The 23589-nt window shown below is 54.6% G+C and carries 19 protein-coding genes; 10 read left to right on the top strand and 9 right to left on the bottom strand.

The features are described from left to right. Positions 1-187: 187 nt before the first annotated feature. From PU624_RS01750 to PU624_RS01740, 3 genes are read left to right on the top strand one after another with little or no spacing between them, the layout of a single operon-like run. Complete coding sequence (locus tag PU624_RS01750; RefSeq protein ID WP_283544588.1) at positions 188-1276, top strand: efflux RND transporter periplasmic adaptor subunit; 1089 nt, start codon at positions 188-190, stop codon at positions 1274-1276. Next, positions 1276-4338, top strand: a complete 3063-nt coding sequence (locus PU624_RS01745; RefSeq protein WP_283544587.1) for an efflux RND transporter permease subunit — start codon at positions 1276-1278, stop codon at positions 4336-4338. The genes PU624_RS01750 and PU624_RS01745 overlap by 1 nt, the downstream gene beginning before the upstream one ends. Next, complete coding sequence (locus PU624_RS01740) at positions 4331-5296, top strand: acyltransferase family protein (RefSeq protein ID WP_283544586.1); 966 nt, start codon at positions 4331-4333, stop codon at positions 5294-5296. Before PU624_RS01745 ends, PU624_RS01740 begins: the two co-directional genes overlap by 8 nt. Here PU624_RS01740 and PU624_RS01735 read toward each other — a convergent pair. The 3 genes from PU624_RS01735 to PU624_RS01725 form a co-directional block, all read right to left on the bottom strand. Continuing rightward, on the bottom strand, positions 5246-5974 hold the full coding sequence (locus PU624_RS01735) for a DJ-1/PfpI family protein (RefSeq protein ID WP_283544585.1): 729 nt from the start codon (positions 5972-5974) through the stop codon (positions 5246-5248). The two genes, PU624_RS01740 and PU624_RS01735, sit on opposite strands and share 51 nt — an antisense overlap. 103 nt (positions 5975-6077) lie before the next feature. Continuing rightward, entirely contained in the window at positions 6078-6401 is a 324-nt protein-coding gene (locus tag PU624_RS01730) for an AzlD domain-containing protein (protein ID WP_283544584.1), read from the bottom strand. Then, positions 6398-7066: an AzlC family ABC transporter permease gene (locus PU624_RS01725; protein ID WP_283544583.1), complete on the bottom strand. Its 669-nt coding sequence runs from the start codon at positions 7064-7066 to the stop codon at positions 6398-6400. The genes PU624_RS01730 and PU624_RS01725 overlap by 4 nt, the downstream gene beginning before the upstream one ends. A gap of 110 nt (positions 7067-7176) precedes the next feature. On the opposite strand from PU624_RS01725, the gene PU624_RS01720 reads away from it, so the two are divergent. Then, positions 7177-7725, top strand: a complete 549-nt coding sequence (locus PU624_RS01720) for a helix-turn-helix domain-containing protein (RefSeq protein WP_283544582.1) — start codon at positions 7177-7179, stop codon at positions 7723-7725. Here PU624_RS01720 and PU624_RS01715 read toward each other — a convergent pair whose 3' ends face one another. Beyond that, complete coding sequence (locus PU624_RS01715) at positions 7726-8064, bottom strand: ASCH domain-containing protein (protein ID WP_283544581.1); 339 nt, start codon at positions 8062-8064, stop codon at positions 7726-7728. It abuts the gene before it with no gap. A 118-nt stretch (positions 8065-8182) separates the two neighbouring features. Between PU624_RS01715 and zigA the strand changes: the two genes are divergently transcribed. Next, a complete protein-coding gene (gene zigA, locus PU624_RS01710; protein ID WP_283544580.1) occupies positions 8183-9412 on the top strand; it encodes a zinc metallochaperone GTPase ZigA in 1230 nt (409 codons plus the stop codon). A 93-nt stretch (positions 9413-9505) separates the two neighbouring features. Beyond that, positions 9506-10684 (top strand): NAD(P)/FAD-dependent oxidoreductase, encoded by a 1179-nt coding sequence (locus PU624_RS01705; protein ID WP_283544579.1) that lies wholly within the window; start codon positions 9506-9508, stop codon positions 10682-10684. 3 nt (positions 10685-10687) lie between these two features. Here the strand turns inward: PU624_RS01705 and PU624_RS01700 are convergent, their stop codons facing one another. Continuing rightward, positions 10688-12058, bottom strand: coding sequence for an aldehyde dehydrogenase family protein (locus PU624_RS01700; protein ID WP_283544578.1), 1371 nt, complete (start codon positions 12056-12058; stop codon positions 10688-10690). Between the two features lie 458 nt (positions 12059-12516). On the opposite strand from PU624_RS01700, the gene PU624_RS01695 reads away from it, so the two are divergent. The 3 genes from PU624_RS01695 to PU624_RS01685 all read left to right on the top strand — a co-directional run bounded on the left by PU624_RS01695 (position 12517) and on the right by PU624_RS01685 (position 17246). After that, positions 12517-13446, top strand: a complete 930-nt coding sequence (locus PU624_RS01695; protein ID WP_003855845.1) for a RepB family plasmid replication initiator protein — start codon at positions 12517-12519, stop codon at positions 13444-13446. A 1621-nt stretch (positions 13447-15067) separates the two neighbouring features. Next, positions 15068-16267 (top strand): AAA family ATPase, encoded by a 1200-nt coding sequence (locus tag PU624_RS01690; RefSeq protein ID WP_283545129.1) that lies wholly within the window; start codon positions 15068-15070, stop codon positions 16265-16267. Between the two features lie 7 nt (positions 16268-16274). After that, positions 16275-17246, top strand: coding sequence for a ParB family protein (locus PU624_RS01685; protein ID WP_283545128.1), 972 nt, complete (start codon positions 16275-16277; stop codon positions 17244-17246). 1089 nt (positions 17247-18335) lie between these two features. On the opposite strand, the gene PU624_RS01680 is transcribed toward PU624_RS01685, so the two are convergent. From PU624_RS01680 to PU624_RS01665, 4 genes are read right to left on the bottom strand one after another with little or no spacing between them, the layout of a single operon-like run. Beyond that, positions 18336-19346, bottom strand: coding sequence for a transketolase family protein (locus PU624_RS01680; protein WP_283545127.1), 1011 nt, complete (start codon positions 19344-19346; stop codon positions 18336-18338). 1 nt (position 19347) lies between these two features. Further along, positions 19348-20190: a transketolase gene (locus tag PU624_RS01675; RefSeq protein WP_283545126.1), complete on the bottom strand. Its 843-nt coding sequence runs from the start codon at positions 20188-20190 to the stop codon at positions 19348-19350. Between the two features lie 12 nt (positions 20191-20202). Beyond that, a complete protein-coding gene (locus PU624_RS01670) occupies positions 20203-21501 on the bottom strand; it encodes an MFS transporter (protein WP_283545125.1) in 1299 nt (432 codons plus the stop codon). A gap of 54 nt (positions 21502-21555) precedes the next feature. After that, on the bottom strand, positions 21556-22305 hold the full coding sequence (locus PU624_RS01665) for an SDR family NAD(P)-dependent oxidoreductase (protein ID WP_283545124.1): 750 nt from the start codon (positions 22303-22305) through the stop codon (positions 21556-21558). A gap of 197 nt (positions 22306-22502) precedes the next feature. Here PU624_RS01665 and PU624_RS01660 point away from each other — a divergent pair, with 197 nt between their 5' ends. After that, a complete protein-coding gene (locus PU624_RS01660; RefSeq protein WP_283545123.1) occupies positions 22503-23399 on the top strand; it encodes a LysR substrate-binding domain-containing protein in 897 nt (298 codons plus the stop codon). The last annotated feature ends 190 nt before the right edge of the window (positions 23400-23589 follow it).

Raw genomic sequence — 23589 nt, 5'->3', positions numbered from 1 at the left:
CTCACCTGGCTGGTGGTTTCGCACATGGCGGCATAATCCGATTCAGACGAAGCGGCGTTGCCGTCTCGTTAAAATAAGATGACGAATATTCAAATTAATTTTATCCCGGTCGCGATAAGCATCAGGGCTAATGACGCCTTAACGCTTATTAAACTGCTGTGAAATAGCTGATGTTAAGGCGAAGAAAATGATTAAACGCAAGATTATCCCCGTTTTTCTCTGTTGTTTATTTATGACAGCCTGCGATCAAAAAAAAGAACCGGATGCACCGCCACCGCGTGTAATTAAAGTTTTCACCCTTGAATCAGATATCGCGCAGAATATCCGGGTTTTCCCTGCCCGTATTCAGGCAGGTGATAATACTGACCTCGCATTTAAACGCGCGGGCCAGCTGGTCCAGCTCGATATACATGACGGAACGCCTGTGAAATCAGGGCAATTGCTTGCCACCCTGAATGATGCGGATGCAAAACTGCGGGTGCGTGACCGTCAGACAGCGCTGCAGCTGGCGGAGCGGCAATTTCAGCGCTTTAACACGCTGGCGCAGCGCAGCGCGGTTTCAAAGTCTGAGATGGATATTCAGCGCGCTAACCGTGATGCCGCCGCGACTGCACTGAAAATCGCGCAGGAGGAGTTACAGTTTCTGACCCTCCGCGCGCCGTTCGATGGCGTTATTGCACGGGTGCAGGCGCGTAATCATCAGGTGGTCGCCGCCGGACAGCCGATTGCGCTGCTGACCCGCGCCGATCTGCTCGACGTGATCTTCACGCTACCGGAAACCCTCTTTACCAGTCTCGATATCCAGAATATTCACTATCAGCCTGAGGTGCAGTTTAACGCCCTGCCAGGCCGCTTTTTTGCCGCGCAATACAAAGAGCATACCAGCCAGACCGACGCCGCGACGCTGACGTATCAGGTGGTGCTGACCATGCCGCGTCCGGCGGATCTGCCTGGCGTTGCCGGTCTCAGTGGCTCGGTGCGCGTCAGGCTGCATAACCTGCCAAATGCTCCTGCCCAGCCGCGGCTGGTGGTGCCGGCAGCTGCGGTATTTAATCCCGATCGCAGCCCCACCAATCAGCCGCATGTCTGGCTGGTTGAGCAGGATGGCGAGGCGCTGCGTGTTAAAGATCAGCCGGTGGAAGTGGGTCGTCTCACCGCGCAGGGCATTGAAATCATCAGCGGGCTGAAGCCGGGCGACCGCATTGTCGCTGCCGGCGTCGGTGAGCTGCGTGACGGTGAAGCGGTACGCATCTGGCAGCGTGAGCGGGGGTTATAATGCGTATTCAGGAGCATTTCATTGATAAACCGATTCGCATCTGGATGGTCATTCTGCTGCTGGGCGTGGGGGGTATCTATGCCCTGCTGAACATTGGCCGCCTTGAAGATCCGCTGTTCACCATTAAGTCGGCGGTAATCGTCACTCAGTATCCCGGCGCGTCGGCCCAGCAGGTTGAAGAGGAGGTCACGCTGCCGCTGGAGAATGCGCTGCAACGCCTGCCGTCACTGGATAATGTGACGTCTATTTCAGGCAATGGCCTGTCGCAGATTACCGTCAATATTCATACCCGCTATCTGGCCGATCAGCTGCCGCAAATCTGGGATGAGTTACGCCGCCGGGTCGACGACGCGGCCCGGCAGTTTCCGCCTGGCGTGCAGGCTCCGCTGGTAAACGATGACTTCGGCGACGTTTATGGCTACTTCTTCGTTATCCACGGCAAAGACTATACGAACAGCGAACTGCGCAACTATGCCGATCAGCTGCGCCGTGATCTGGTGCTGGTGCCCGGCGTAGCGAAAGTTGCGGTCGCGGGCGTTGAGCAGGAGGAGATCCGCATCGCGCTTTCCGCCAGCAAAATGACCGCCTATGGCATGACGCCGCAACGCGTCGCCGATCTGCTGAGCCGGAATAACAGCGTCGCCAGTGCCGGAACGCTGAGGGTTGATAGCGAATCGATCCGTTTTCATCCTACCGGCGAGCTGAAGACACTCGACAATCTGGCTAATCTGCCGATTCTGCCTGCGGGCAGCCCGCAGAATGTGCATCTGCGCGATATTGCGACCCTGACGCGTGGCGTGACCGATAATCCGGCCAATATCTACTTTGCTGACGGTGAAGCGGCACTGGCAGTCGGCATTTCGTTTGCGCCCGGCGTCAATGTCATCGATGTTGGCGACGCGCTCTCCGCCCGAATGACGCACTATCAGCAGGATACGCCCGCCGGAATCAGCCTGAAGGTGTTTTACAACCAGGCGCATGAGGTGAAACAGTCGGTTGATGGCTTTATCCTCAACTTCCTGATGGCGCTGGCGATTGTGGTGGGAACGCTGCTGCTGTTTATGGGCCTGCGCAGCGGCATGGTGATTGCCGCCTCACTGGCGCTAAATGTGCTCGGTACGTTATTGATCATGAACCTGTTTAAGCTTGAGCTGCAGCGGGTGTCGCTGGGCGCCCTGATTATTTCGCTCAGCATGCTGGTGGATAATGCCATCGTGGTGGTTGAAGGGGTCAAGATCGACCACCAGCGCGGAAACCCCTTACAGCAGGCGATTGCCCGCATGGTGCGGCGCACCGCCCTGCCGCTGCTGGGCGCCACGGTGATTGCGATCCTCGCCTTTGCACCGATTGGTCTGTCACAGGATTCGACCGGGGAATATTGTAAATCGCTGTTCCAGGTGCTGCTGATTTCACTGATGCTGAGCTGGGTCACGGCGCTGACCTTAACCCCGGTGTTTATCAACTGGAGCGAGAAGCGCCGGGGCGCGGCTAAGCCTGAACAAACTGAACCCACTGCGCCTTATCAGGGCGTGGTCTTCCGGCTTTATCGTCGGGCACTGGGCGGCCTGCTGCGTTTCCGCCTCACCACGCTGACTGTGATGGTGGCGCTGCTGGCGCTGTCGCTGTATGGCTTTACCCTGGTGAAACAGAACTTCTTCCCCTCCTCCAGCACGCCGGTGTTTTTCACCGACCTCTGGCTGCCCTATGGCACCGATATCCATTACACCGCCGATACGGCGGCGGAAATTGCCCGGTTTATTAATCAGGATCCGGCTGTTGCGGCGACGGTCACCACGGTGGGCCAGGGCGCACTGCGCTTTACCCTGACCTATGACGCGACGCGCCAGTACAGCAACTTCGCCCAGATTATGGTGCGGGTTAAGGATGCGCGACAGCTGGATGCGCTGTCGCGGAAGACCGAGCAGTACATTCAGCAGAACTTCCCGCAGGTGAATCAGCGCATCAAGCGAATTCAGTTTGGCAGCGCCAGCGACAGTGTCATTGCCCTGCGAGTGATCGGCCCCGATCCGGAAGTGCTGCGTCACATCGGCAGCCAGCTGGATGCGATTTTCCTGGCGGAGGGATCGACCTTCCCGGTGCGTAACGACTGGCAGGAGCGCAGCAAAGTGATCCGTCCGGTCTTTTCGGCATTGCGTGGTCAGGAACTGGGCATTGAAAAGCGCGATATCGATCAGGCGCTGAGAATGAATTTCAGCGGCGACGCGGTGGGTATTTTCCGGGACGGATCGCGCCTGATGCCGGTCATGCTCTACCCGGCGGACGAAGAGCGGCAGAGTGTCGATCACATTGAGAACATCCAGCTCTGGAGCGCGGCCCTGCAGCACTTTGTGCCGCTGAACAACGTGGTTTCTGACTTCCGTCTGGAGTGGGAGAATCCGCTGATTATGCGTCGTGATCGCACGCGCGTACTGACCGTGCAGACCGATCCCGATCCTGCCTCAGGATTCACCTCCGCCCAGGTTATCGCGCGGGTTCAGCCGCAGATCGATCAACTGAAACTTCCGTCTGGCTACCGGCTTGAATGGGGTGGCGAGCTGGAGAGTTCACGTGAAGCGCAAAGCGGGCTGCTCAGTTCGCTGCCGGTGGGCTTCCTGGCGATGTTTATCATTACCGTGCTGATGTTTAACTCTCTGCGCGATGCTATCGCTATCTGGATCACCGTGCCGCTGGCGCTGATTGGCGTGACCTGTGGCTTTTTAATCACCGGGATTCCGTTTGGCTTCATGGCGCTGATTGGGCTGCTGAGCCTGTCGGGGATGTTGATCCGTAACGGGATCGTGCTGATTGAGGAGATTCGGCTGTTCCAGCAGGAGAAGTCGCTGCAGCTGGCGATTATTGATGCGGCGACCTCGCGTCTCCGCCCTATCCTGCTGACGGCGTTTACCACGGTGCTGGGCCTGTTGCCGCTGCTGCGTGACGTCTTCTTCCAGAGCATGGCCGTAGTGATTATTTTTGGTCTGGGATTTGCGACCGTGCTGACCCTGCTGGTGCTGCCGGTGATCTATCGCTGCTTCCACGGCCGGGAGGTGCGTGGTGAATAAGACCGGGCTGGCAATGCTGAAGACGCTGGCCTGCATGACCGCCGTGTCGTTTTTTACGCTTTACCAGAGCTACGACAGCTATCATTACGACATTAATCTGACGCTGAACGTGCTGAGTTTTGTCTCGACGATTGCCACGCCACTCTATTTTCTGCTGAGTGGCTATATCGACGCCGGTGAGCTGCACACGCCCGCATGGCAGCTGGGGAAAATCCGCCGCATTTTGCTGATTTTTATCTTCTGGTTCAGCTTTTTCTGGTTTGCCGGGATGCACCATAAGGGCTACCTGATTCAGCCGTGGTTCGTGATTGCGCTGATTGTGATTTACGTCTCGCATCCCCTGATCGACCGGCTGATTCAGCGGCCAGGGCTGATGGCAGCCGGAATTTTGCTGCTGCTGGTGTCGGCGTTTGCCTATGACCTGCTCGCCAGCCTCTATCCTGACCAGCGCGCCTTCTCGCTGCTGCCGCAATACCGTATCTGGACGTGGGTGCTCTACTACCTTACAGGCCGGCTGATGGCCGCCCCGCGCGTGATGCAGTTGCTGACTTCACCCAGAGTGATAAGGATCAGCCTGCTGCTGCTGCCTGCGGTTTATCTCTTCACCTGGCTTTATGAACGCCATTACTTTATTGCGCGCTTTCTGGCGACCCACAACGATGTGGAGCTGACGGGCTCGCAGGTTTATCTGCTGGTTCTGCTGATCGTGATCAGCATTAACGCGGTTCGCCTGCCGGAAAAAGGTCAGTGGCTGACGTCGTTTCTGACCATTCTCGGGAAGACCATGACCGGCGTTTATATCCTGCACTATCTGGTTTTTGGCCTGCTGGCCGCCGCAATCCACATTCAGACGCTGGGCGATAAACTGCTGGTTATCGCCCTGACGCTGATTTTTTCGATGGCGCTGTCACTTCTGCTGTTGCGTATCCCCGGCATCCGTAAGCTGATCAGCCTGTAGCCTCTGCGCGGCACGTTCGGTTGCCTCACGGCGTGTGGCGAGAAACGCCGCCATTTTCGCCCTTGCCTGCTCCACTTCCTGTGGCGGTGCGGTTTGCGGCGACCCGCTGGTGAACGGCGGTTCGGGATCATATTCCATCTGCAGCTGAACCGCTTTTGCGACCGCATCACCGGCGATTTCTGCCACCAGCGTCAGGGCGAAATCGATACCTGATGTCACGCCCGCGCCACTGATACGATTGCGGTCACGCACCACCCGCTGACTGACCGGCTCCGCGCCCAGCAAGGCCAGCTGATCGATGGAACTCCAGTGCGAGGTCGCACGGTATCCCTTCAGCAATCCGGCGGCCCCCAGCACCAGCGACCCGGTGCAGACCGACGTTATCCACTGCGCCTGAGCGGCCTGCTGACGAAGAAAATTCAGCGTGACGTCGTCTGACATCAGGGCGATCTGCCCCGGCCCGCCAGGCACACAGATCACATCCAGCGGCGGGCACGTATCAAACGTGGTGGTGGGCACTATCGACAGGCCGCGATCGGAGCGTACCGGCTGACGATCTTTCCAGATCAGATGACATTCAACGCCGGGCGTGCGCGCAAACACTTCCCACGGACCGGTTAAATCGAGCTGGGTGACATCAGGGAAAAGCAGAAGACCAATCTGAAGCGGACGATTCATGGAAAAACTCCGGGCGGGTAATGAGTCGTCATCATGCCGTGATGCCCGGTCAGATAGCAATCCCGGACGCGTCAGGGTACAACAGCGTCAGGGTACAACAGCGTCAGGGCACGCCGAGGAAACGCAGCAGCGCCGTCATCGCCGCCGCTCCCAGAATAATGACAATCAGCGGCGCCCGACGCCATGCCAGCAACAGGGCAAAGCCCACGCCAGCCACCCGAGCCACACCGGCAAAATGCTGGCCCTCAAACAGCGTCGTCGTGGCCGCAACCGCCAGCAGCAATACCGTGGCAGCGTCTGAGAGCATCTGCTGGGTGCGTTCGCTGATCGGCAGACGGTTTCCCAGCCTGACGCCGGCAAAGCGCATCAGATACGTTCCGGCAGCCAGCATGGCGATCCCGGCAATGATCATTCCCTGATGCGTCATTTGCGCGATCTCCATGTCAGCAGGCCCAGCAGTGAGAAAAGCACCGGCATGCCTGCCGGGACCAGCGGCGTCGCCAGCAGGGAGAGCAGCGCGCCGACGGTGGCAGGGATTCGCGTGCGTCGCTGGCGCAGCGCCGGGAAGATCAGGGCGATCAGGATGGCCGGGAATACCGCATCCAGGCCGATTACCGAGACGTCAGGAATAAACTTCCCAATCGCCGCCCCGGTCATCACACTCACCGGCCAGATAAAGCCAATACCGATGCCGCACAGCCAGTAGGCGCTGCGACGCTGAGCCAGCTGCGGCTGAGAGATACCAAACACCACGCTTTCATCGTTCATGATGTGACAGCCAAACCAGCCGGACGGACCCTTTCCCACCAGATCCTTGACTGCAATGCCAAACGGCAGGTGACGCGCGTTAACCAGCAGACCCGCCGCGGCGGCGGTAAAAGGGCTGCCTCCTCCGGCCACGATGCCGATAAACAGAAACTCCGACGCGCCCGCCAGCACCAGCGTTGACAGCGCCAGCGGCACCCAGAGCGGAAACCCGTCGGCGGAAGCCAGCGAGCCATAGGATAATCCGACAATTCCATCAGCCAGGCAGACCAGAAAAATCGCCTTGACCACCCCTTTGTCCAGCAACTGCATTTGCGGAAAAAGCATCACTCTGTCTCATAATGAACGTATATCCGATATAATGAACACCGCGACAGCGTTTTACAAGACGAACATTATGTTCGATATAAAAAACATTCAGGTTATCAGGAGTGCGTTTGAATACCCCTATCAGCATTATTGCCAATGCCTTAGTGCGTGAACGTCAGCGAGCCGGCCTGTCACTGGCTGAAGTGGCGCGCCGCGCAGGGATCGCCAAATCCACATTGTCACAGCTGGAAGCGGGTAATGGTAATCCGGGGATTGAGACGTTGTGGTCGCTGTGCGTGACGCTGAATATCCCCTTTTCACGTCTGCTGGAGCCGGATGCGCGTCGTCTGCAGGTGATCCGTCGTGGAGAAGGCCTTACAGTGACCGCCGATCTGGCTGATTATCAGGCCGTTTTGCTGGCATCCTGCCCGCCCGGCGTCCGGCGTGATATCTATCTGCTGGAGGTTCAGCCCGGCAGCGAACGCATATCCCAGCCTCATATTCCCAATACCATCGAGCATATTATTATGGCTAAAGGGCGTGCGCTGGTTGGCCCGGTCGACAGTGCGGTGGAGCTGGATGTGGGTGATTACATTACCTATCCGGGCGATGAGCTGCATATCTTCCGGGCGCTGGAAGCCGATACACTGGCGCTGCTGGTGATTGAGCACAGCTGATCACCGTTCAGTGAGCTTCTGCTGCGTTTCGGCGGGCGTGAGGTGAGTGATCAGCTGCACCTCACTGCTCAGCCGGATTGCCGGATAGTGCTCGCGCATCCCTGCCAGCAGCTCCGCATCCGGCCATTCCGCCTCTTTCCCCAGCCGCGCGGCCACCTCGCTTAAGCACAGTGTTTCGATTTTCGTCACCCAGACGATGACCGTGTCCCCGGCATCCTGCTCATTCACCAGTTTCAGCGGGCCGGTGACGATATCGGCTTCCTGCCAGCGTATCGTTGATGTTTTCGCGCCGCTTCTGACATCAGGCACAAGACGCGGCACCAGTGTGAGTTGTTGCATCTCTTCTCCTTTTTTCTTATCAATCTTCATTATCCAACACCCAGGTGGAAATCCCGATTGAAAATGAGGTCATAAATGTTATGTTATAACATATTAATCACTGCTCACAGGTAATAGTATGCCACTCTCCCTTCTCACATCCGGGGATCCCCGTCTGCCGGTTGCGGTCCTCTCCGGCTTTCTCGGTGCCGGTAAAACCACCCTGCTCAATCACATTCTCAACAACCGCGAAGGACGGCGGATCGCGGTCATCGTTAATGATATGTCTGAAATTAATATTGACGCTGCGCTGGTGCGTGATGGCGGCGCACAGCTGTCACGCACGGATGAAAAGCTGGTCGAAATGAGTAACGGCTGCATCTGCTGCACGTTGCGGGAAGACCTGCTGCTGGAGGTGAAACGTCTGGCGCAGGCCGGTCGCTTCGATCATCTGGTCATTGAGTCTACCGGCATCTCTGAACCGCTGCCGGTTGCTGAAACCTTTACGTTTGAAGATGAAGAAGGTGAAAGCCTGTCGGCATATGCCCGTCTGGATAGCATGATTACCGTAGTGGATGGCTTCAACTTCCTGCGCGATTACCGTTCAGTCGATGATCTTCAGTCTCGCGGCGAGTCGCTGGGCGAGGAGGATGAGCGGTCAGTGGTTGATTTGCTGGTGGATCAGATTGAGTTCTGTGATTTGCTGGTTCTGAACAAAACGGATTTGCTCAGCCAGACGCAATTGCATGAACTGCAGGGCATGCTGCGTGCGCTTAACCCGCACGCACTCATTGTGAACAGCGAATTTGGCCAGGTGCCGCTGGACTGCCTGCTGAATACCAATCGGTTCGATTTCGACCGGGCAGCACAGGCTCCCGGCTGGTTGCAGACACTTCGCGGTGAGCATCAGCCTGAATCAGAGGAGTATGGCATTCGCAGTTTTGTCTATCGCGCCCGCCGTCCGTTCCATCCGCAGCGTTTCTGGGAAGTAGTTAATCACCAGCTTGACGGGGTTATTCGTTCTAAAGGCTACTTCTGGCTCGCCAGCCGGCCTGACTATGCCGCGATGTGGTCGCAGGCGGGCGCAGTGGCGCGTCAGGGTTATGCCGGGCGCTGGTGGGTCAGCGTGCCACGAACGGAGTGGCCACAGGATGCAGACTCACTCAATTTCATCGCAGAACAATGGCAGGAAGGCACCGGCGATGCACGTCAGGAGCTGGTATTCATCGGCATTGAAATGGATGAAAAACAGATACTTGCCGCTCTGGACCACGCACTGCTGACACCCGATGAGATGGCTGCAGGCCCTGAGCACTGGATCAATCTGGCCGATCCGGTACCTGCCTGGTTCGATGAGACAACCGCCTGAAGCGATGGTTGACGGCCTTCTTTGAGTTCGCAATAGTGAAGCGACACGGCGGGTAGCCGTTACCCGCTGATCTCTGTTCAGGAGAGACCAGATATGCCACAACGTATTGCCGTAATCGGTGCAGGCGTGCTGGGTTTAGCCGTCGCGCAGTCATTGTCGCGACGGGGCGCACAGGTCACCGTCTTCGATAAAAACTACCCTGGCAGCGGAACCAGTCAGATCAGCTATGCCTGGGTCAATGCCAACGGCAAAGAACCCACCCGCTACCATGATCTTAATGCCCATGCGATAGACGAGCATAAGCGCTGGCAGGCCAGTCATCCTGCATCGCCCCGTTGGCTGCTGGAAACCGGCACGCTGGAGTGGGCAGCCGATGAATCCTCCCTGCGACAGCTGGTGCAGCGCGCAGCAAAGCTCACTACGCTGGATTACCCCGTTGAGAAACGTAGCCGCGCCGCGCTACTGTGTGCCGTGCCCGAGCTGCGGCTCGATCCCCGCGTTCAGCACGCGTGGTTTTTCCCGTCAGAGTGTCTGCTTTATCCGAGCCTGTTTATCGCCTCACTGCTGGCTGACCTGCGCGTCAGTGGGGGTCAGCTGGTCTGCAATAGTGAGGTGACGACGCTGACGGAATCGGCTGGGGATGTGCATCTTACGCTGGCCAGTGGTGATGAATGGCGCGGCGATCGGCTGGTGCTGGCGACCGGCCGCTGGGCACCAGAGCTGCTGAGCCAGTGCGGACTTGAACTGGCGATGACCGATGCAAACCGTGCCGATCCGGCTGCCTGCAGTTTTCTTGCGCAGACGCAGCCTCTGCCGATATCACTTAAAGCCAATCTGATTACCCCGGAGCTGAATGTGCGGCCGGATGGTGGTGGTCGTCTGATGCTGCAGGCGCTGGATCTGGATCAGCATGCCGATCCGGCGCGTCCGGTCTCACCGGATGGACTGATTGGCAAAGAGATGCTGCGTCGATTGCGGCGGCTGTTCAAAAACACGGAAGGGGCGAGAATTGAGCGGATTGAAACAGGACAGCGATCGCGTCCGGCAGATGGATTGCCTGCCCTGGGCTACATCAATGAGTCAGCACGCGTCTATCTGATGGTCAGCCATAGCGGCATGACCCTTGCCCCGTTACTGGGCAGGCTGGTGGCTGAGGAGATGCTGAGCGGCACAGGCTCACCCATGCTGAGTGCGTTTGCACCGCATCGGTTGCTGCGTCCGCTCAGTGCGGGCACTAAAAAAGCGCCCGCTTATCTTCCGGCTGCGCAGTAATAACTAGCGGCGGTTCTTCCACACGGTCTGCACATTACAGAATTCGTGCACACCGAAGTGCGACAGCTCACGGCCGTAGCCACTTTTTTTCACGCCACCGATGGTAACGCGAGGATCGGACGCACCGTTGCCATTAATAAACACCGCGCCAACTTCCAGTTGTAGCGCCAGACGATCGGCTATCTCTTCGTTACCGCTCCAGACAGTGGCGCTGAGGCCAAATTCGCTGTCGTTGGCGATCTCCAGCGCATGCTGTGGATCCCGCGCTACGGCAATGGCGGCAACCGGCCCGAACAACTCCTGTCTGAACGCAGTCATGTTGCTGGTGACATCCGCGAGGATGGTCGGCGCATAGTAGTTCCCCTGCCCTGCCACTTTCTCGCCACCCAGTACCAGACGCGCACCTTCACTCAAGGTTGCTTTTACCTGTCCATCCAGTTCGTCACGCAGATCGGCACGAGCCATCGGCCCCAGGAAGGTGTTTTCATCCAGCGGATCGCCCATGGTGAGTGCCTGAACGGCTGCCGTGAAGCGCTTCTCAAACTCTTCCGCGATGGATGCTTCGACAATAAAGCGTTTAGCTGCCATGCAGACCTGCCCGGTATTCTGGAAACGACCGATGACGGCAGATTTAACCGCTTCATCAAGATCGGCATCCGCCAGCACGATAAAGGGATCGGATCCGCCCAGCTCGAGCACGGTTTTCTTCAACGCGGCACCCGCCTGTGCGGCGATTGCCGCGCCAGCCCGCACGCTGCCAGTAACCGCGACGGCGGCAATACGATCATCTTTGATCGCGACGGAGACACCGTCGTTGTCGACGTTGATCAGGTTAAAGCCACCCGCCGGGAGATCGGTTGCACTGAAGAGCTCAGCCATCAGTGTGGCGCTTCCCATGACGTTAGGCGCGTGTTTCAGCAGATAGGTGTTACCTGCCAGCAACATGCTCACTGCGCCCCGCAGAACCTGCCACAGGGGGAAATTCCATGGCATTACTGCCAGGATCACGCCAACAGGACGGAATCGTTGCCACGCATCAGCAATCTGAGTCGGCTGATCGGCCAGCATTGCAGGGCCATGTTCCGCATACCAGTCGCATAAGTTCGCGCATTTCAGAACTTCAGCCCGCGCCTGAGCAATGGGTTTACCCATTTCCAGCGTGATCATACGGGAGAGATCAGGTTCACGCAGACGCAGCTGCTCGCCGAGCTGACGCAGAACGCGGACCCGGTCCGCCATGCTGCTCTGTTTCCATGCCGCAAAAGCAGATGCGCTGGTCGCCAGCGTCTGTTCCAGCTCTGCCGCGTTCTGCAGTGGATAGCGTGCCAGAATTTCACCTGTTGCGGGATTACGTGATAGGACATGTTCAGTCATGGTGCCGTTTTCCTCATTCGGTCAGTGATGGAGAGACGATACGCGCTGTAGTTGATGATGAAAAATGAATAATAGTGAGGAAGTTGTTTATTAAACGAGAATCTGCTTTGTCAGGACCCGATCAGGCTGATAAATAACATGCAGATTGCCGGAGATATTTCTCGGGCGGCTAAGGTATATGAAGATGACGTTTGAAGGAGTTTTCCACTTATACAGTGACCAGATCCTAAAAAACGATCCTTAATAGATCATAGAGAGATCCTAAGAGATCCCCGATCGTCGCAGGCCACGCCCCACAAGGGCTGAAAGGGTGATCGTGTTCACTATAATCAGTAAAGTGTTCACTGTAATCAGTACTTTATTCACTGTACCAGGTAGAATGTTCACTGTAAACAGTGCTAATGTTCACTGTAGTCAGAAAACGATCCCTTTCATCCACAGAATGAAGATCTTACGCCATGGCAGATAAAGACAACGAAAACAAAGCGTTACTAGAACCTTTTCTGTCAGTGACCAAAAACAGTGGTGAAGTTATTCAGCTTCATCCCAACAAGAATAATACCGTTCAGCCCGTCGCATTAATGCGTCTCGGACTCTTTGTGCCGACCCTGAAATCGACTGCACGGGGTAAATCCGGTGCGATGGCCTCAACAGATGCCACTAAAGAGCTGAAGAACCTGACGCTGGTGAAAGCGGAAGGCTACGAAAAGATTACCATTACCGGCGCGCGGCTGGATATGGATAACGATTTCAAAACCTGGGCGGGCATTATTCAGTCTTTTTCCCGTTATCCGACTAAAGGCGATACGGTCACTCTGCCGTTTATCGACTTTGTGAAGATGTGTGGCATTCCGTCTGCCAACTCTTCTGCCGCACTACGTAAGCGCCTGGATGCCTCACTGCGCCGCATTGCAACCAACACGCTCTCCTTTGAAGGCAACGGCAAGGCGTATCATACCCACCTTGTTCAGTCTGCGTATTACGACCGTGAAAAAGATATTGTCCGCATTCAGGCCGATCCCAAGCTGTTCGAACTCTACAACTTCGACCACAAGGTGTTGCTTCAGCTCCGTGCCATCTCCCGCCTCAAGCGTAAAGAGTCTGCACAGGCGCTCTACACCTTCCTGGAGAGTCTGCCGACCAATCCCGCACCTATCTCGCTGGCACGCCTGCGTATGCGCTTAAATCTCGGCTCCAAGACCACCACGCAGAACCATGTGGTGCGGCGTGCGATGGAGCAGCTGAAAGAGATTGGTTATCTGGATTACTCAGAAGTGAAACGTGGGCGCTCTGTCTTTTTCATCATCCACAGTCGTACGCCTAAACTCGATGGTATCGGTAATCTGGAGAGCATCGATTCGCTGGATGAAATCGAGTTCGAGGATTAACTTCCCGCGTTCACTGTAGTCAGCAATTCTGCGTGGCAGTGTCACTTTCTCCGCTGAGAGTGACAGCGCGATCTCCCTATCCCTTCACTGTAATCAGTATCTGTCAGCTATTCACTGTAATCAGTAACGTTCACTGTAATCAGTAATCGCTATGCTTTGTCAGAGCCTGCGTCACTCCGCAATAAAACTGGCCTGCCATCCAATAAGGCTTTACAGGTGAGTGTGTGCTTACATACATATACGTTAGCACTTACTTATACCCGGTCTGCTGATTACAGTGAACGTCCTGATTCCCTCTCACGACAGCTCCGTCTGCTGATTACAGTGAACGCTACTGACTACAGTGAATGTCAGCACTCTGCCCTGTTCCCGACAACCACACCTGTCATGCGCGCTCTTCTGGGGTTGATATTGTTAGCCGCGTGGAGTGACTGGCGTGACACTCTTACTGTTTACAGTGAATGTTTGCCGACTGACATTGCCACGCATCTTCATTCAGCCTCACTGATGGCCTTACCACCCGATTACTGATTACAGTGAACGTTACTCTATAAAGCTCTGTTTCAGGCAGCCTGTATGGTGTGGTTAAAGCGAGAAGTCGTACTGACTACAGTGAACGGTTTGCTGACTACAGTGAATGTTGGGTGATAAGTGACGCAATGTTTTGCTTCATCTACTGACTACAGTGAACGTTGTAGTCAAGCCGGTGAACAGATGGCTGTAGTGCAGGGACTGATGCTGAATAGTCATTGTTGAGCGGAAGGAGGCTTGCCGGAATGAGCTATGACGGTTGTTGTCTGATAGCGTCAACACGGGCTCGCTACAGGGGCGAACCGCCAGCACGCTTTCTACTGACTACAGTGAATGTTTGAGGTATCCCCCTTCTATTACTGACTATAGTGAATGTTCGCGCCTGTCGGGATTTACTGATTACAGTGAACGTTTGTGGACGATCCCTTCAGCACTGCCGATCACAATCAGTCCTGCACTGACAATTGCCTATTCTCTGATCTGATCCCGATGCTTTAATGAGCCGCTAAAGGTTCGTCAGCAGATTAATGCTGACTACAGTGAACGTTTTGTCTCCCCCACTCCTCTGGTTGAACCGCTGAACACACGGTTACTGATTACAGTGAACGTTATCTCTGCCTGTGCTGTTCTTTTAAAGGCTACCGACTACAGTGAATGTCAGGGTCATATGAAGGTAAAAATCAGCGCAGTAGCCTGTCCGCCCTGCCACATTACCCGTTAATCCCACTCCCAACATGCTCCCTATCTGGGTATAAATCACCGGATAGCACTCTCGCTTTGCTGATTACAGTGAACGTTTAGCGCCCTCAGCGCAGCGTCATGCGTCCGGCTCACCTGCTCAGATGGTGCATCCAATTCGGTTGATCATTTTTAAACCTGCTTGCTCACTACAGTGAATGAACTGCTGATTACAGTGAATGTTGAGCGCGTTCTGACCGCAGAATTAGTCCGGACGGAAATTATAATGTGATGAAGCTCACCAAAACGCGAGGGATTACATAGAAACGCAGATCATGTTGAGAGGATAAATTATTGCCTCACGTGCAGGATTTCTGTATAAAGTCATAAATCCTACATGTTTGGAGCAACTATGGCTAACGATGACAAGCAGGTGATGAAAGTTGCACAGCGTTCAGAACGCATGCTGCTGAGCCTCACCGACCAGATTCAGGCGCAAAAGCAGGAACTGCATGAAAATACGTATTATCAGGTCTATGCCAAAGCGGCGTTAGCTAAGTTGCCCAAACTGACCCGAGCCAGTGTGGATTATGCCGTTAATGAGATGGAAGAGAGCGGTTATCAGTTTGATAAACGTGCCGCCGGTTCTTCTGTCAAATATGCTATGTCGATTCAGAACATTATCGATATTTATCATCATCGTGGCGTACCGAAATATCGCGATCGCCACAGCGATGCGTACACTATTTTTGTCGGTAATCTTAAGGGCGGTGTTTCCAAAACGGTTTCTACCGTGTCATTGGCCCATGCACTGCGTGCGCATCCTCATCTGCTGTTTGAAGATCTGCGCATTCTGGTCATTGACCTCGATCCGCAGTCGTCGGCAACCATGTTTTTGAATCACGAGCGCTCAGTAGGGCTTGTTGAAGCGACCGCGGCGCAAGCGATGCTGCAGAATGTCTCCCGTGATGAGCTGGTAAACGAATTTATTGTTCCATCAATTATTCCGGGTGTGGATGTACTGCCTGCCTCAATTGATGATGCCTTTATTGCCTCAAGCTGGGACCAGCTTTGCGCTGAGCATCTGCCGCAACAGAATGTCCATGCCGTGTTGTACGACAACGTCATTGCCAAACTGAAAAAAGATTATGACTTTATCTTTATCGACAGCGGCCCGCATCTGGATGCCTTTCTCAAGAATGCGATTGCCGCTTCAGACCTGCTGATGACCCCGGTGCCTCCGGCTCAGGTCGATTTCCACTCGACGCTGAAGTACCTGACGCGCCTGCCGGAACTGATTGCGATTATCGAAGACTCCGGCGCAACCTGTCGCCTGCAGGGCAACATCGGTTTCATGTCCAAACTCTCCAATAAAGCTGACCACAAACTCTGCCATAGCCTGGCGAAAGAGATTTTTGGCGGTGACATGCTGGATGCTGCCCTTCCCCGCCTTGATGGTTTCGAACGTTGCGGCGAATCCTTTGATACGGTTATCTCCGCTAATCCTGCGACTTACGTCGGCAGCAGCGAAGCGCTGAAAAATGCGCGATCCGCCGCAGAGGATTTTGCAAAAGCCGTCTTCGACCGTATCGAATTTATTCGCCTGAACTGAGGTTTGTATGAGCGCAAAAAGAATCACGATTGGCAGAACCTTCAGCCAGACTCCACTCGAAAATGGTACGACTGACAGCCAGCACAATCAGACCTTTGTTCTGGCAACGGGCAAGCGCGCCCTGTTTCGATTTGAACGTATTGCCGCCAGTGAGGTTGAGAGCAAAACGTTTGTCACGATGGAAACCAACGGACGCGACCAGGCAGGCCTGACGCCTGATTCACTGCGCGACATTATCCGCACCATCAAGCTGCAACAGTTCTTCCCGGCCATTGGCGTGATGCGCGATGACCGCATTGAGATCCTCGACGGCTCGCGCCGCCGGGCTGCCGCGCTCTATTGCAAAACCGGCCTGGACGTGCTGATCACTGACGCAGCAATTACTCCTGATGAAGCCCGCCGACTGGCGCAGGATATTCAGACGGCACGCGAGCACAATCTGCGTGAAGTGGGTATGCGGCTGCTGACGCTGAAAGAGGGTGGTTTGTCGCAGAAAGAGATCGCTGAAAACCAGGGTTTATCTCAGGCAAAAGTTACGCGTGCCCTGCAGGCCGCCAGTGTTCCGGCAGAATTAATCTCACTCTTTCCAAACCACGCTGAGCTAACTTATCCCGACTATAAGGCGCTGTTGCAGGCTGCTGACAAGTTGAGTGAGTCCGGGCAAAGTGTTGAAGCCCTGATTAAGTCGATTTCCAGAGAGATTGATGTAGTCTGCGCCCGCGAAGGACTGGCCGAGGATGAGCTTAAGAATCATATTCTGCGACTGGTTCGACAGGGCAGCCAGACACTGATGAAGGAGCCGGAGAAAGATAAAACGCAGGCGACTGTACTCTGGTCGTTTGCAGATAAAGATCGCTTTGCCCGTAAAAAGGTACGCGGTCGTATGTTCAGCTATGAATTCAACCGGCAGTCAAAAGAACTGCAGGAAGAACTGGATAAAGTTATTGCTGAGACGCTGAAAAAGTATCTCAACCATTAACCTCTCCGTATTCAAATCAGCCAGCCATTAAGGCTGGCTTTTTTTTGTCTATTTGCTGGCCGGTATCAGTTAAGCGGTAGCTGGAGGCGGAATTTCAGGCTGAAATCGCCAGGGTTTCGCCGCTCATGATTTTGTTAATGCGTTGATATATAATGATTTAATTCTTATGCCTTCGACGAAATCCCCATGAAATCGCCATTCTGCGATAGCTTTTTTTCCGATGCTGAAAGCGTGCTCATACCGCTCATTCGCGGATGACAATAAATCGCTGATGTCACATGATGCCATCGCTAACATGTCAGTTCGCGGCCAGTCATCTTTGAGTCGTCGCCATAATGCAAGGAAAGATTTTTTGTTGCTGGTTCATTAGTGACCAGTCTTCTTTCAGAAAACCCCCGTCATTGCATGCCGGGTTAAGATAGCTCATTTCTCCACTGCATACCATTCCGGGCCAAATTCTTACGCCATCATAATATTCAAACTAAGCTACTGATTTACAATCTAAAGTGTCATTAATTTCAGCCTGAAATCGCCAACATTTAAGACAAAAAATCCCCTTCTTGCCTTTGATGATTGAATAAATGCGATCAGAAAAGAAGCGTAACCCACCGACAACCCCGTGATGATAAGAGTGCGCAAAAAGATACTCAGAAAATATCCCTCACTTATCCACAGAAAAAGTGGATAACTTTTTCTCAGGATAAAATTTATTTTCTGAAGATAGCTATGAAAAGGGGCAGCTTTGACGGATCACGCAATAAAGACCTGATTCACTGTATTGAGCAAAGGGGATGACAGCATCAACTTACTGAGAGAAAACACCTGCAGGCTCATCAGGGTAAAGAGGAGAACTGCCTGAATTGCTGTTTACAGTGAATCGACCTGATCCGTTCGTACGGCAACAAATCTCGTCAACCGTAGCAGTGTTAGCGGCATGGAAAGAGTCTGCCGAGACGCAGAGAGTGCTGACCACTGCAATCAGTAAACCGACGTACAGGGAGCAAAAAAGACGGGAATGAAGGAGGATTTTACAGGGCAGATAATGATGCACAAAGAAGAAAACCGGGCATGACCCGGTTTTTAGAGGAATCAGGCCTCAAGCCAGTTGACGATTTGCTTAACCATAGCATCGGTTGAGATGCCATAACGGTCATGCAGCGTCGGCAATGCGCCCGCGGCAAGAAATGCATCCGGCAGGGCAATCTGTTTGAAGCGTGGAGTGACCTGGTTTCGCATTAACAGCGCCGCAATAGCTTCGCCTAACCCGCCGGTAATGGAATGATTCTCTGCTGTGATAACATGCTGATTACCCTGCACTGCCACCCCCGCTTCCCTCAGGATAGTCTCTTCATCGAGAGGTTTAATCATAGGAGAGTGAACCACCCCGATCTCAATGCCCTGCTTCTCCAGCGCTTCAGCAGCTTCAAGTGCCCGCATGGTCATCAATCCGCTACTGATAATTACGGCATGCTTACCGCTTCGCAGACGCTGAGCCTTACCGTGCTGATAGTGATAGTCATATTTATCCAGCACCAGCGGAACCTTACCGCGTAGCAGACGTAAATAGACAGGCCCCGGATGCTCTGCGATAGCCGGAATGACCTGGCTAATCTCCAGAGCATCACAGGGATCGATGATTGTCAGGTTCGGCATGCCCCGGAAAATAGCCAGGTCGTCAGTCGCCTGATGACTCGGACCATAACCGGTCGTCAGCCCAGGCAGTGCACAGGCAATTTTGACGTTCAGATTTTCTTCGGCGATAGCCATACAGATAAAATCATAGGCGCGACGGGAAGCAAACACGGCATACGTGGTGACAAACGGCATAAAGCCTTCCCGCGCCATTCCCGCTGCGGCACTCATGAGTAACTGTTCCGCCATCCCCATCTGATAAAAGCGTTGCGGAAAAGCCTCTGCGAACAGGTGCAGATCGGTGTATTTACTTAAATCTGCTGTCAGGCCCACCACATCTGAGCGCTGCTCTGCCAGAGCGACCAGAGCATGCCCGAAAGGAGCAGAAACCGTAGGCTGACCCTCAGCAGCAATTGAGGCGATCATGGCGGATGTGGTCAGACGTTTTTTTTGCGGTTGTGAACTCATCTCAGACTCCTTGCTCAAGTGCGGTCAGGGCTTTGTCCCACTCATCGGCGTCAACACGAATGAAGTGAGTTTTCTCACGGCTCTCCAGGAACGGCACACCTTTGCCCATTCGGGTATCACAAATGATGACGCGCGGCTGGGGTTCAGGCCAGCTGCGTGCAGCGTCAAAGGCGTCCTGCAGAGCAGCAATATCGTTGCCATCGACCCGCTGGGTATACCAGCCAAAAGCCTGCCAGCGATCCACGATCGGTTCAAAAGCGAGAATCTCACTGCTGTGGCCGTCAGCCTGCTGATTGTTGACGTCGATAATGGCGATCAGGTTATCAAGCTGCCAGTGTGAAGCTGACATTGCCGCTTCCCAGGTGGAGCCTTCATTAAGCTCTCCGTCTGAAAGCAGGTTATAGATTCGCGCCTGTGAGCCTTTCTGCTTCAGCCCCAGGCAGGCACCGACGGCAATACCCAGGCCATGACCCAGTGAACCGCCGGTAATTTCCATGCCGGGGGTATAGGCGGCCATGCCAGACATCGGTAGCCGGCTTTCATCGGCACCATAGGTTTCTCTTTCCTCCTCAGGTATCACGCCCGCTTCAAGCAGCGCGGCGTAAAGGGCGATAGCGTAATGACCAATCGACAGATAGAAACGGTCGCGACCTTCCCACTCGGGCTGATCCGCCCGGTAATTCAATGCGTGAAAATAACTGACGGCGAGCAAATCGGCGGCACCCAGTGCCTGACCGATATAGCCCTGTCCCTGAACCTGGCCCATTAACAGGGCATGACGGCGAATATGGCTTGCGCGTTGCTGCAGTGAAAGCGCGTGTGAACGGTGACGAGAGTCAGTCATGTAACCTCCTGATTAACGATTAACATCCGCTGCCCGGATGCGCAGCACGCATAACGCGCCACCCAGCAGGACGGCAGCAATAAAATACATTCCTGAAGCCGGTGACCCGGTTGCGGTAGTGATAGAACCAATCAGCCACGGTGAGAAGAACCCGGCCAGATTAGCAATACAGTTCACCGCAGCGATGCCTGCGGCAGCAGAGACGCCACCCAACAGGTTGGTCGGTAACATCCAGAACAGTGATGAGGCGGAAAGAATGCCCGCAGCGGCAATACAGAGAGAAAACAGTGACAGGGAGACGCTATGGCTGAGCAGGGTCGCCAGCGTCAGTCCGGTGAGTCCGACCAGCATCGGAACAATCAGGTGCCAGCGACGTTCACGATGGCGATCGCCGCTGCGCCCGGCCAGCAGCATAAAGATAATGGCACACAGGTAAGGCAGACTGGTCAGCAGACCGATATGCAGCGGTTCACTGACGCCCGAGTTTCTCACCAGAGTGGGTAACCAGAAGGTCAGTGCATACTGGCCCATGACCACACAAAAATAGATCACTGCCAGTAGCCAGAGACGACGATCGGCAACAAAGGCCTTTACTGTTCCGTGACAGGCCTTCTGCTGGTTGTCCTCGTCAAGATCGGCACGCACGCGACGTTTCTCGTCGTCATCCAGCCAGTCCGCCTGCTCCACCCGATCCTTCAGAACCCTCAGTACCACAAAACCCATAACAAGAGTGGGGATAGCTTCCAGCATAAACATCCACTGCCAGCCCGCCCAGCCGTGGAAACCTGCAAACGTCCCCATAATCCAGCCAGAGAGCGGGCCACCTATCATCCCGGAGAGTGGAATAGCGATAAACCAGAGCACCGTCATGCGTGCGCGACGATAAGACGGAAACCAGTAGGTGAGATAGAGCAGCAGACCTGGCGCCAGACCCGCCTCGGCGACGCCAAGCAGAAAGCGCAGCAGGTAAAACTGCCAGGCTGTTTCAACAAAGGCGAACAGCGCTGAGATAATGCCCCAGGTAATCATAATGCGGGCAATCCAGCGACGTGCGCCGACCCGATGCAGGATCAGGTTGCTCGGCACCTCAAAGAAGAAGTAGCCGATGAAAAAGATCCCGGCACCCAGCCCATAAACGGTTTCGCTGAGTGATAAATCATCCATCATCTGTAATTTAGCGAAGCCAACATTGACGCGATCGAGATAGGCACAGAGGTAACAGAGCATCAGCCAGGGCATCAGGCGCCAGGCAATTTTGCGATAGGTGATATCGCGCGCAGCAGAGGCTGCGCTCAGATTAAGCGTGGTCATGGTGTTCACTCCCGAAGTTAGCCCGCAGGGCGTGCGGGCAGGGCAGGGCGCTGATTAATGGATGAGCATGCCGCCGTTCACATCCAGCGTGATGCCGGTGAGATAACCGGAGAGATCGCTGGCGAGGAAGAGCGCCGCGTTAGCGACATCGCTGGCGGTACCGAGGCGTCCGAGCGGAATACCGTCGAGAATGGCGTGGCGGCGTTCATCCTGTAACAGACCACCGGTGATGTCCGTCTGAATCAGACCGGGCGTGAGGGCATTAATGCGTATCTGGTCGGGGCCAAACTCGCGCGCCATCGCTTTAGTCAGGCCCAGAACGCCCGCTTTGGCTGCACTGTAGTGTGGACCGCCAAAAATACCGCCGCCGCGCTGTGCCGATACCGATGAAAGACAGATGATGCTGCCGCCTTTCTGCTGCTGCATGGAAGGGATCACCGCCTGAGACATCAGCAGCGTGCCGCGCAGATTGACATCAAGAATACGGTTGTAATCCTCCATGCCAATCTCCAGTGTCTTAACCGGCTGAGTAATCCCCGCATTATTGACCAGCACATCAATACGCCCGAAGTGCTCAAGGACCTGGTCGATGGCGCGACGAACGGAGAGGGGATCGGTGACATCGGCTGCCAGACCGAGATGCCCGTCACCACACGACAGTGCGCTGGCCTGGGCGGCCTGCAGATCCAAATCGAGCACCACGACGCGCGCACCCTGCTGAGCAAAGCAGGTGGCTGTGGCCCGGCCAATGCCGCGCTGAGAGGCGGCACCTGTAATAATCGCAACTTTGTTTTCGAGTAACATTGTCCACTCCAGAAGAATAATTATTAGTGGTTCGGTATCGCTACCGGCAGGGTCACGATCAGAATTGATAATGCGGTTAATATTGGCAATGCAAAAAAATTCATTTGATGCTGAATGAATTTGTTGGTTTGATGGAGTTAACAATTCTGTGATTTAAAAATGGGCATACATCACAAAAATCCTGAGTGGAGGCGCGGATGGATAAGCAGTCTGATCACTTACCTTCGATTAAATCACTGCGGGTTTTTGAGCAGGTGGCCCATTTTGGTAATGTCGCGCGTGCGGCCGAAGAGTTGAGTATTACCCCCTCGGCGGCCAGTCATCAGCTGGCAAAACTGGAACGGGAGCTGGGCTGCATTCTGTTCAATCGCTCGGCAAAAGGGGTTGTGCTGACGCTGTCGGGAGAACATTACCTCAGGGAGATTGGGCCGATACTGATGGGCCTGGCGCAGGCGACGGCGCGCATCAGTAACGAGAAAGCGCGCAGCAACCTCAGGATCCATTGCGCACCCAGTTTCGGTCTGCTGTGGCTGTTGCCACGCATTCATAGATTTCGTGACAGCTATCCTGAGTTCCAGCTCACGCTCTCCTGCTCCTACGAAAACCTGTCCTTCAGTCGCGACAATATTGATATAGCCATACGTCACGGATTCCCGGAATGGAATGCCTTTGAAATTAAAACCATCCGCCATGAAAAAATGTCGGTGCTGGCTTCTCCCGCCTATCTGGAACACCATCCTGTTCAGAAGCCCGCTGATTTAATTCATCATGCGCTGATATTATCCGAGTCACCGCTTATTCAATGGCCGCAGTGGTTTGCGTCTCAGCAATTACCTCAGCCGGATAAAGAGTGGTTATTTCGTTTTGATCGCTCATATATGAGTCTTGAAGCGGCGATGTTAGGTCACGGTCTGATATTTGAGAGTGAGTTGCTGGCTCAGGACTACCTGCGCAGCGGAAAACTGGTCAGGGTCCTGTCAGAGCAGGAGAGTCTGCCTGTTAGCGCCCATCATCTGGTCTTCCCTCGCGGGTTCGCCCAGTTTCCCCGCATCGCCCATTTTCTGAGCTGGATCCAGGAGGAACTCAACGCGTAATGCTGATGGCTGAATAACTTTCAGAGAGTCACTATTACGCTGGTTTATTTCTTCGGTTAATTATCCCCGCCATAAAAATCGCATTGCTAAAGCTAACTTTTAAATACCGTCTACACTTCTCTTCCCAATCGGTAACTATGTTCCATTTCTATTCCGTATGAAATTTAATCAAACGGATGTTTAACTTATT

Source organism: Pantoea sp. Lij88 (genome assembly GCF_030062155.1).
GTDB lineage: Bacteria > Pseudomonadota > Gammaproteobacteria > Enterobacterales > Enterobacteriaceae > Pantoea.
The sequence above is the reverse complement of the archived record's forward strand: the minus strand, read 5'-3'. Positions and strand labels throughout refer to the sequence as shown.

Bases quoted from the DNA above. Each gene is read 5' to 3' on its own strand.
- PU624_RS01750 (WP_283544588.1), top strand. From the start codon at position 188: ATGATTAAACGCAAGATTATCCCCGTTTTTCTCTGTTGTTTATTTATG.
- PU624_RS01745 (WP_283544587.1), top strand. From the start codon at position 1,276: ATGCGTATTCAGGAGCATTTCATTGATAAACCGATTCGCATCTGGATG.
- PU624_RS01735 (WP_283544585.1), bottom strand. From the start codon at position 5,974: ATGAATCGTCCGCTTCAGATTGGTCTTCTGCTTTTCCCTGATGTCACC.
- PU624_RS01730 (WP_283544584.1), bottom strand. From the start codon at position 6,401: ATGACGCATCAGGGAATGATCATTGCCGGGATCGCCATGCTGGCTGCC.
- PU624_RS01725 (WP_283544583.1), bottom strand. From the start codon at position 7,066: ATGCTTTTTCCGCAAATGCAGTTGCTGGACAAAGGGGTGGTCAAGGCG.
- PU624_RS01715 (WP_283544581.1), bottom strand. From the start codon at position 8,064: ATGCAACAACTCACACTGGTGCCGCGTCTTGTGCCTGATGTCAGAAGC.
- zigA (WP_283544580.1), top strand. From the start codon at position 8,183: ATGCCACTCTCCCTTCTCACATCCGGGGATCCCCGTCTGCCGGTTGCG.
- PU624_RS01705 (WP_283544579.1), top strand. From the start codon at position 9,506: ATGCCACAACGTATTGCCGTAATCGGTGCAGGCGTGCTGGGTTTAGCC.
- PU624_RS01700 (WP_283544578.1), bottom strand. From the start codon at position 12,058: ATGACTGAACATGTCCTATCACGTAATCCCGCAACAGGTGAAATTCTG.
- PU624_RS01695 (WP_003855845.1), top strand. From the start codon at position 12,517: ATGGCAGATAAAGACAACGAAAACAAAGCGTTACTAGAACCTTTTCTG.
- PU624_RS01690 (WP_283545129.1), top strand. From the start codon at position 15,068: ATGGCTAACGATGACAAGCAGGTGATGAAAGTTGCACAGCGTTCAGAA.
- PU624_RS01685 (WP_283545128.1), top strand. From the start codon at position 16,275: ATGAGCGCAAAAAGAATCACGATTGGCAGAACCTTCAGCCAGACTCCA.
- PU624_RS01680 (WP_283545127.1), bottom strand. From the start codon at position 19,346: ATGAGTTCACAACCGCAAAAAAAACGTCTGACCACATCCGCCATGATC.
- PU624_RS01675 (WP_283545126.1), bottom strand. From the start codon at position 20,190: ATGACTGACTCTCGTCACCGTTCACACGCGCTTTCACTGCAGCAACGC.
- PU624_RS01670 (WP_283545125.1), bottom strand. From the start codon at position 21,501: ATGACCACGCTTAATCTGAGCGCAGCCTCTGCTGCGCGCGATATCACC.
- PU624_RS01665 (WP_283545124.1), bottom strand. From the start codon at position 22,305: ATGTTACTCGAAAACAAAGTTGCGATTATTACAGGTGCCGCCTCTCAG.
- PU624_RS01660 (WP_283545123.1), top strand. From the start codon at position 22,503: ATGGATAAGCAGTCTGATCACTTACCTTCGATTAAATCACTGCGGGTT.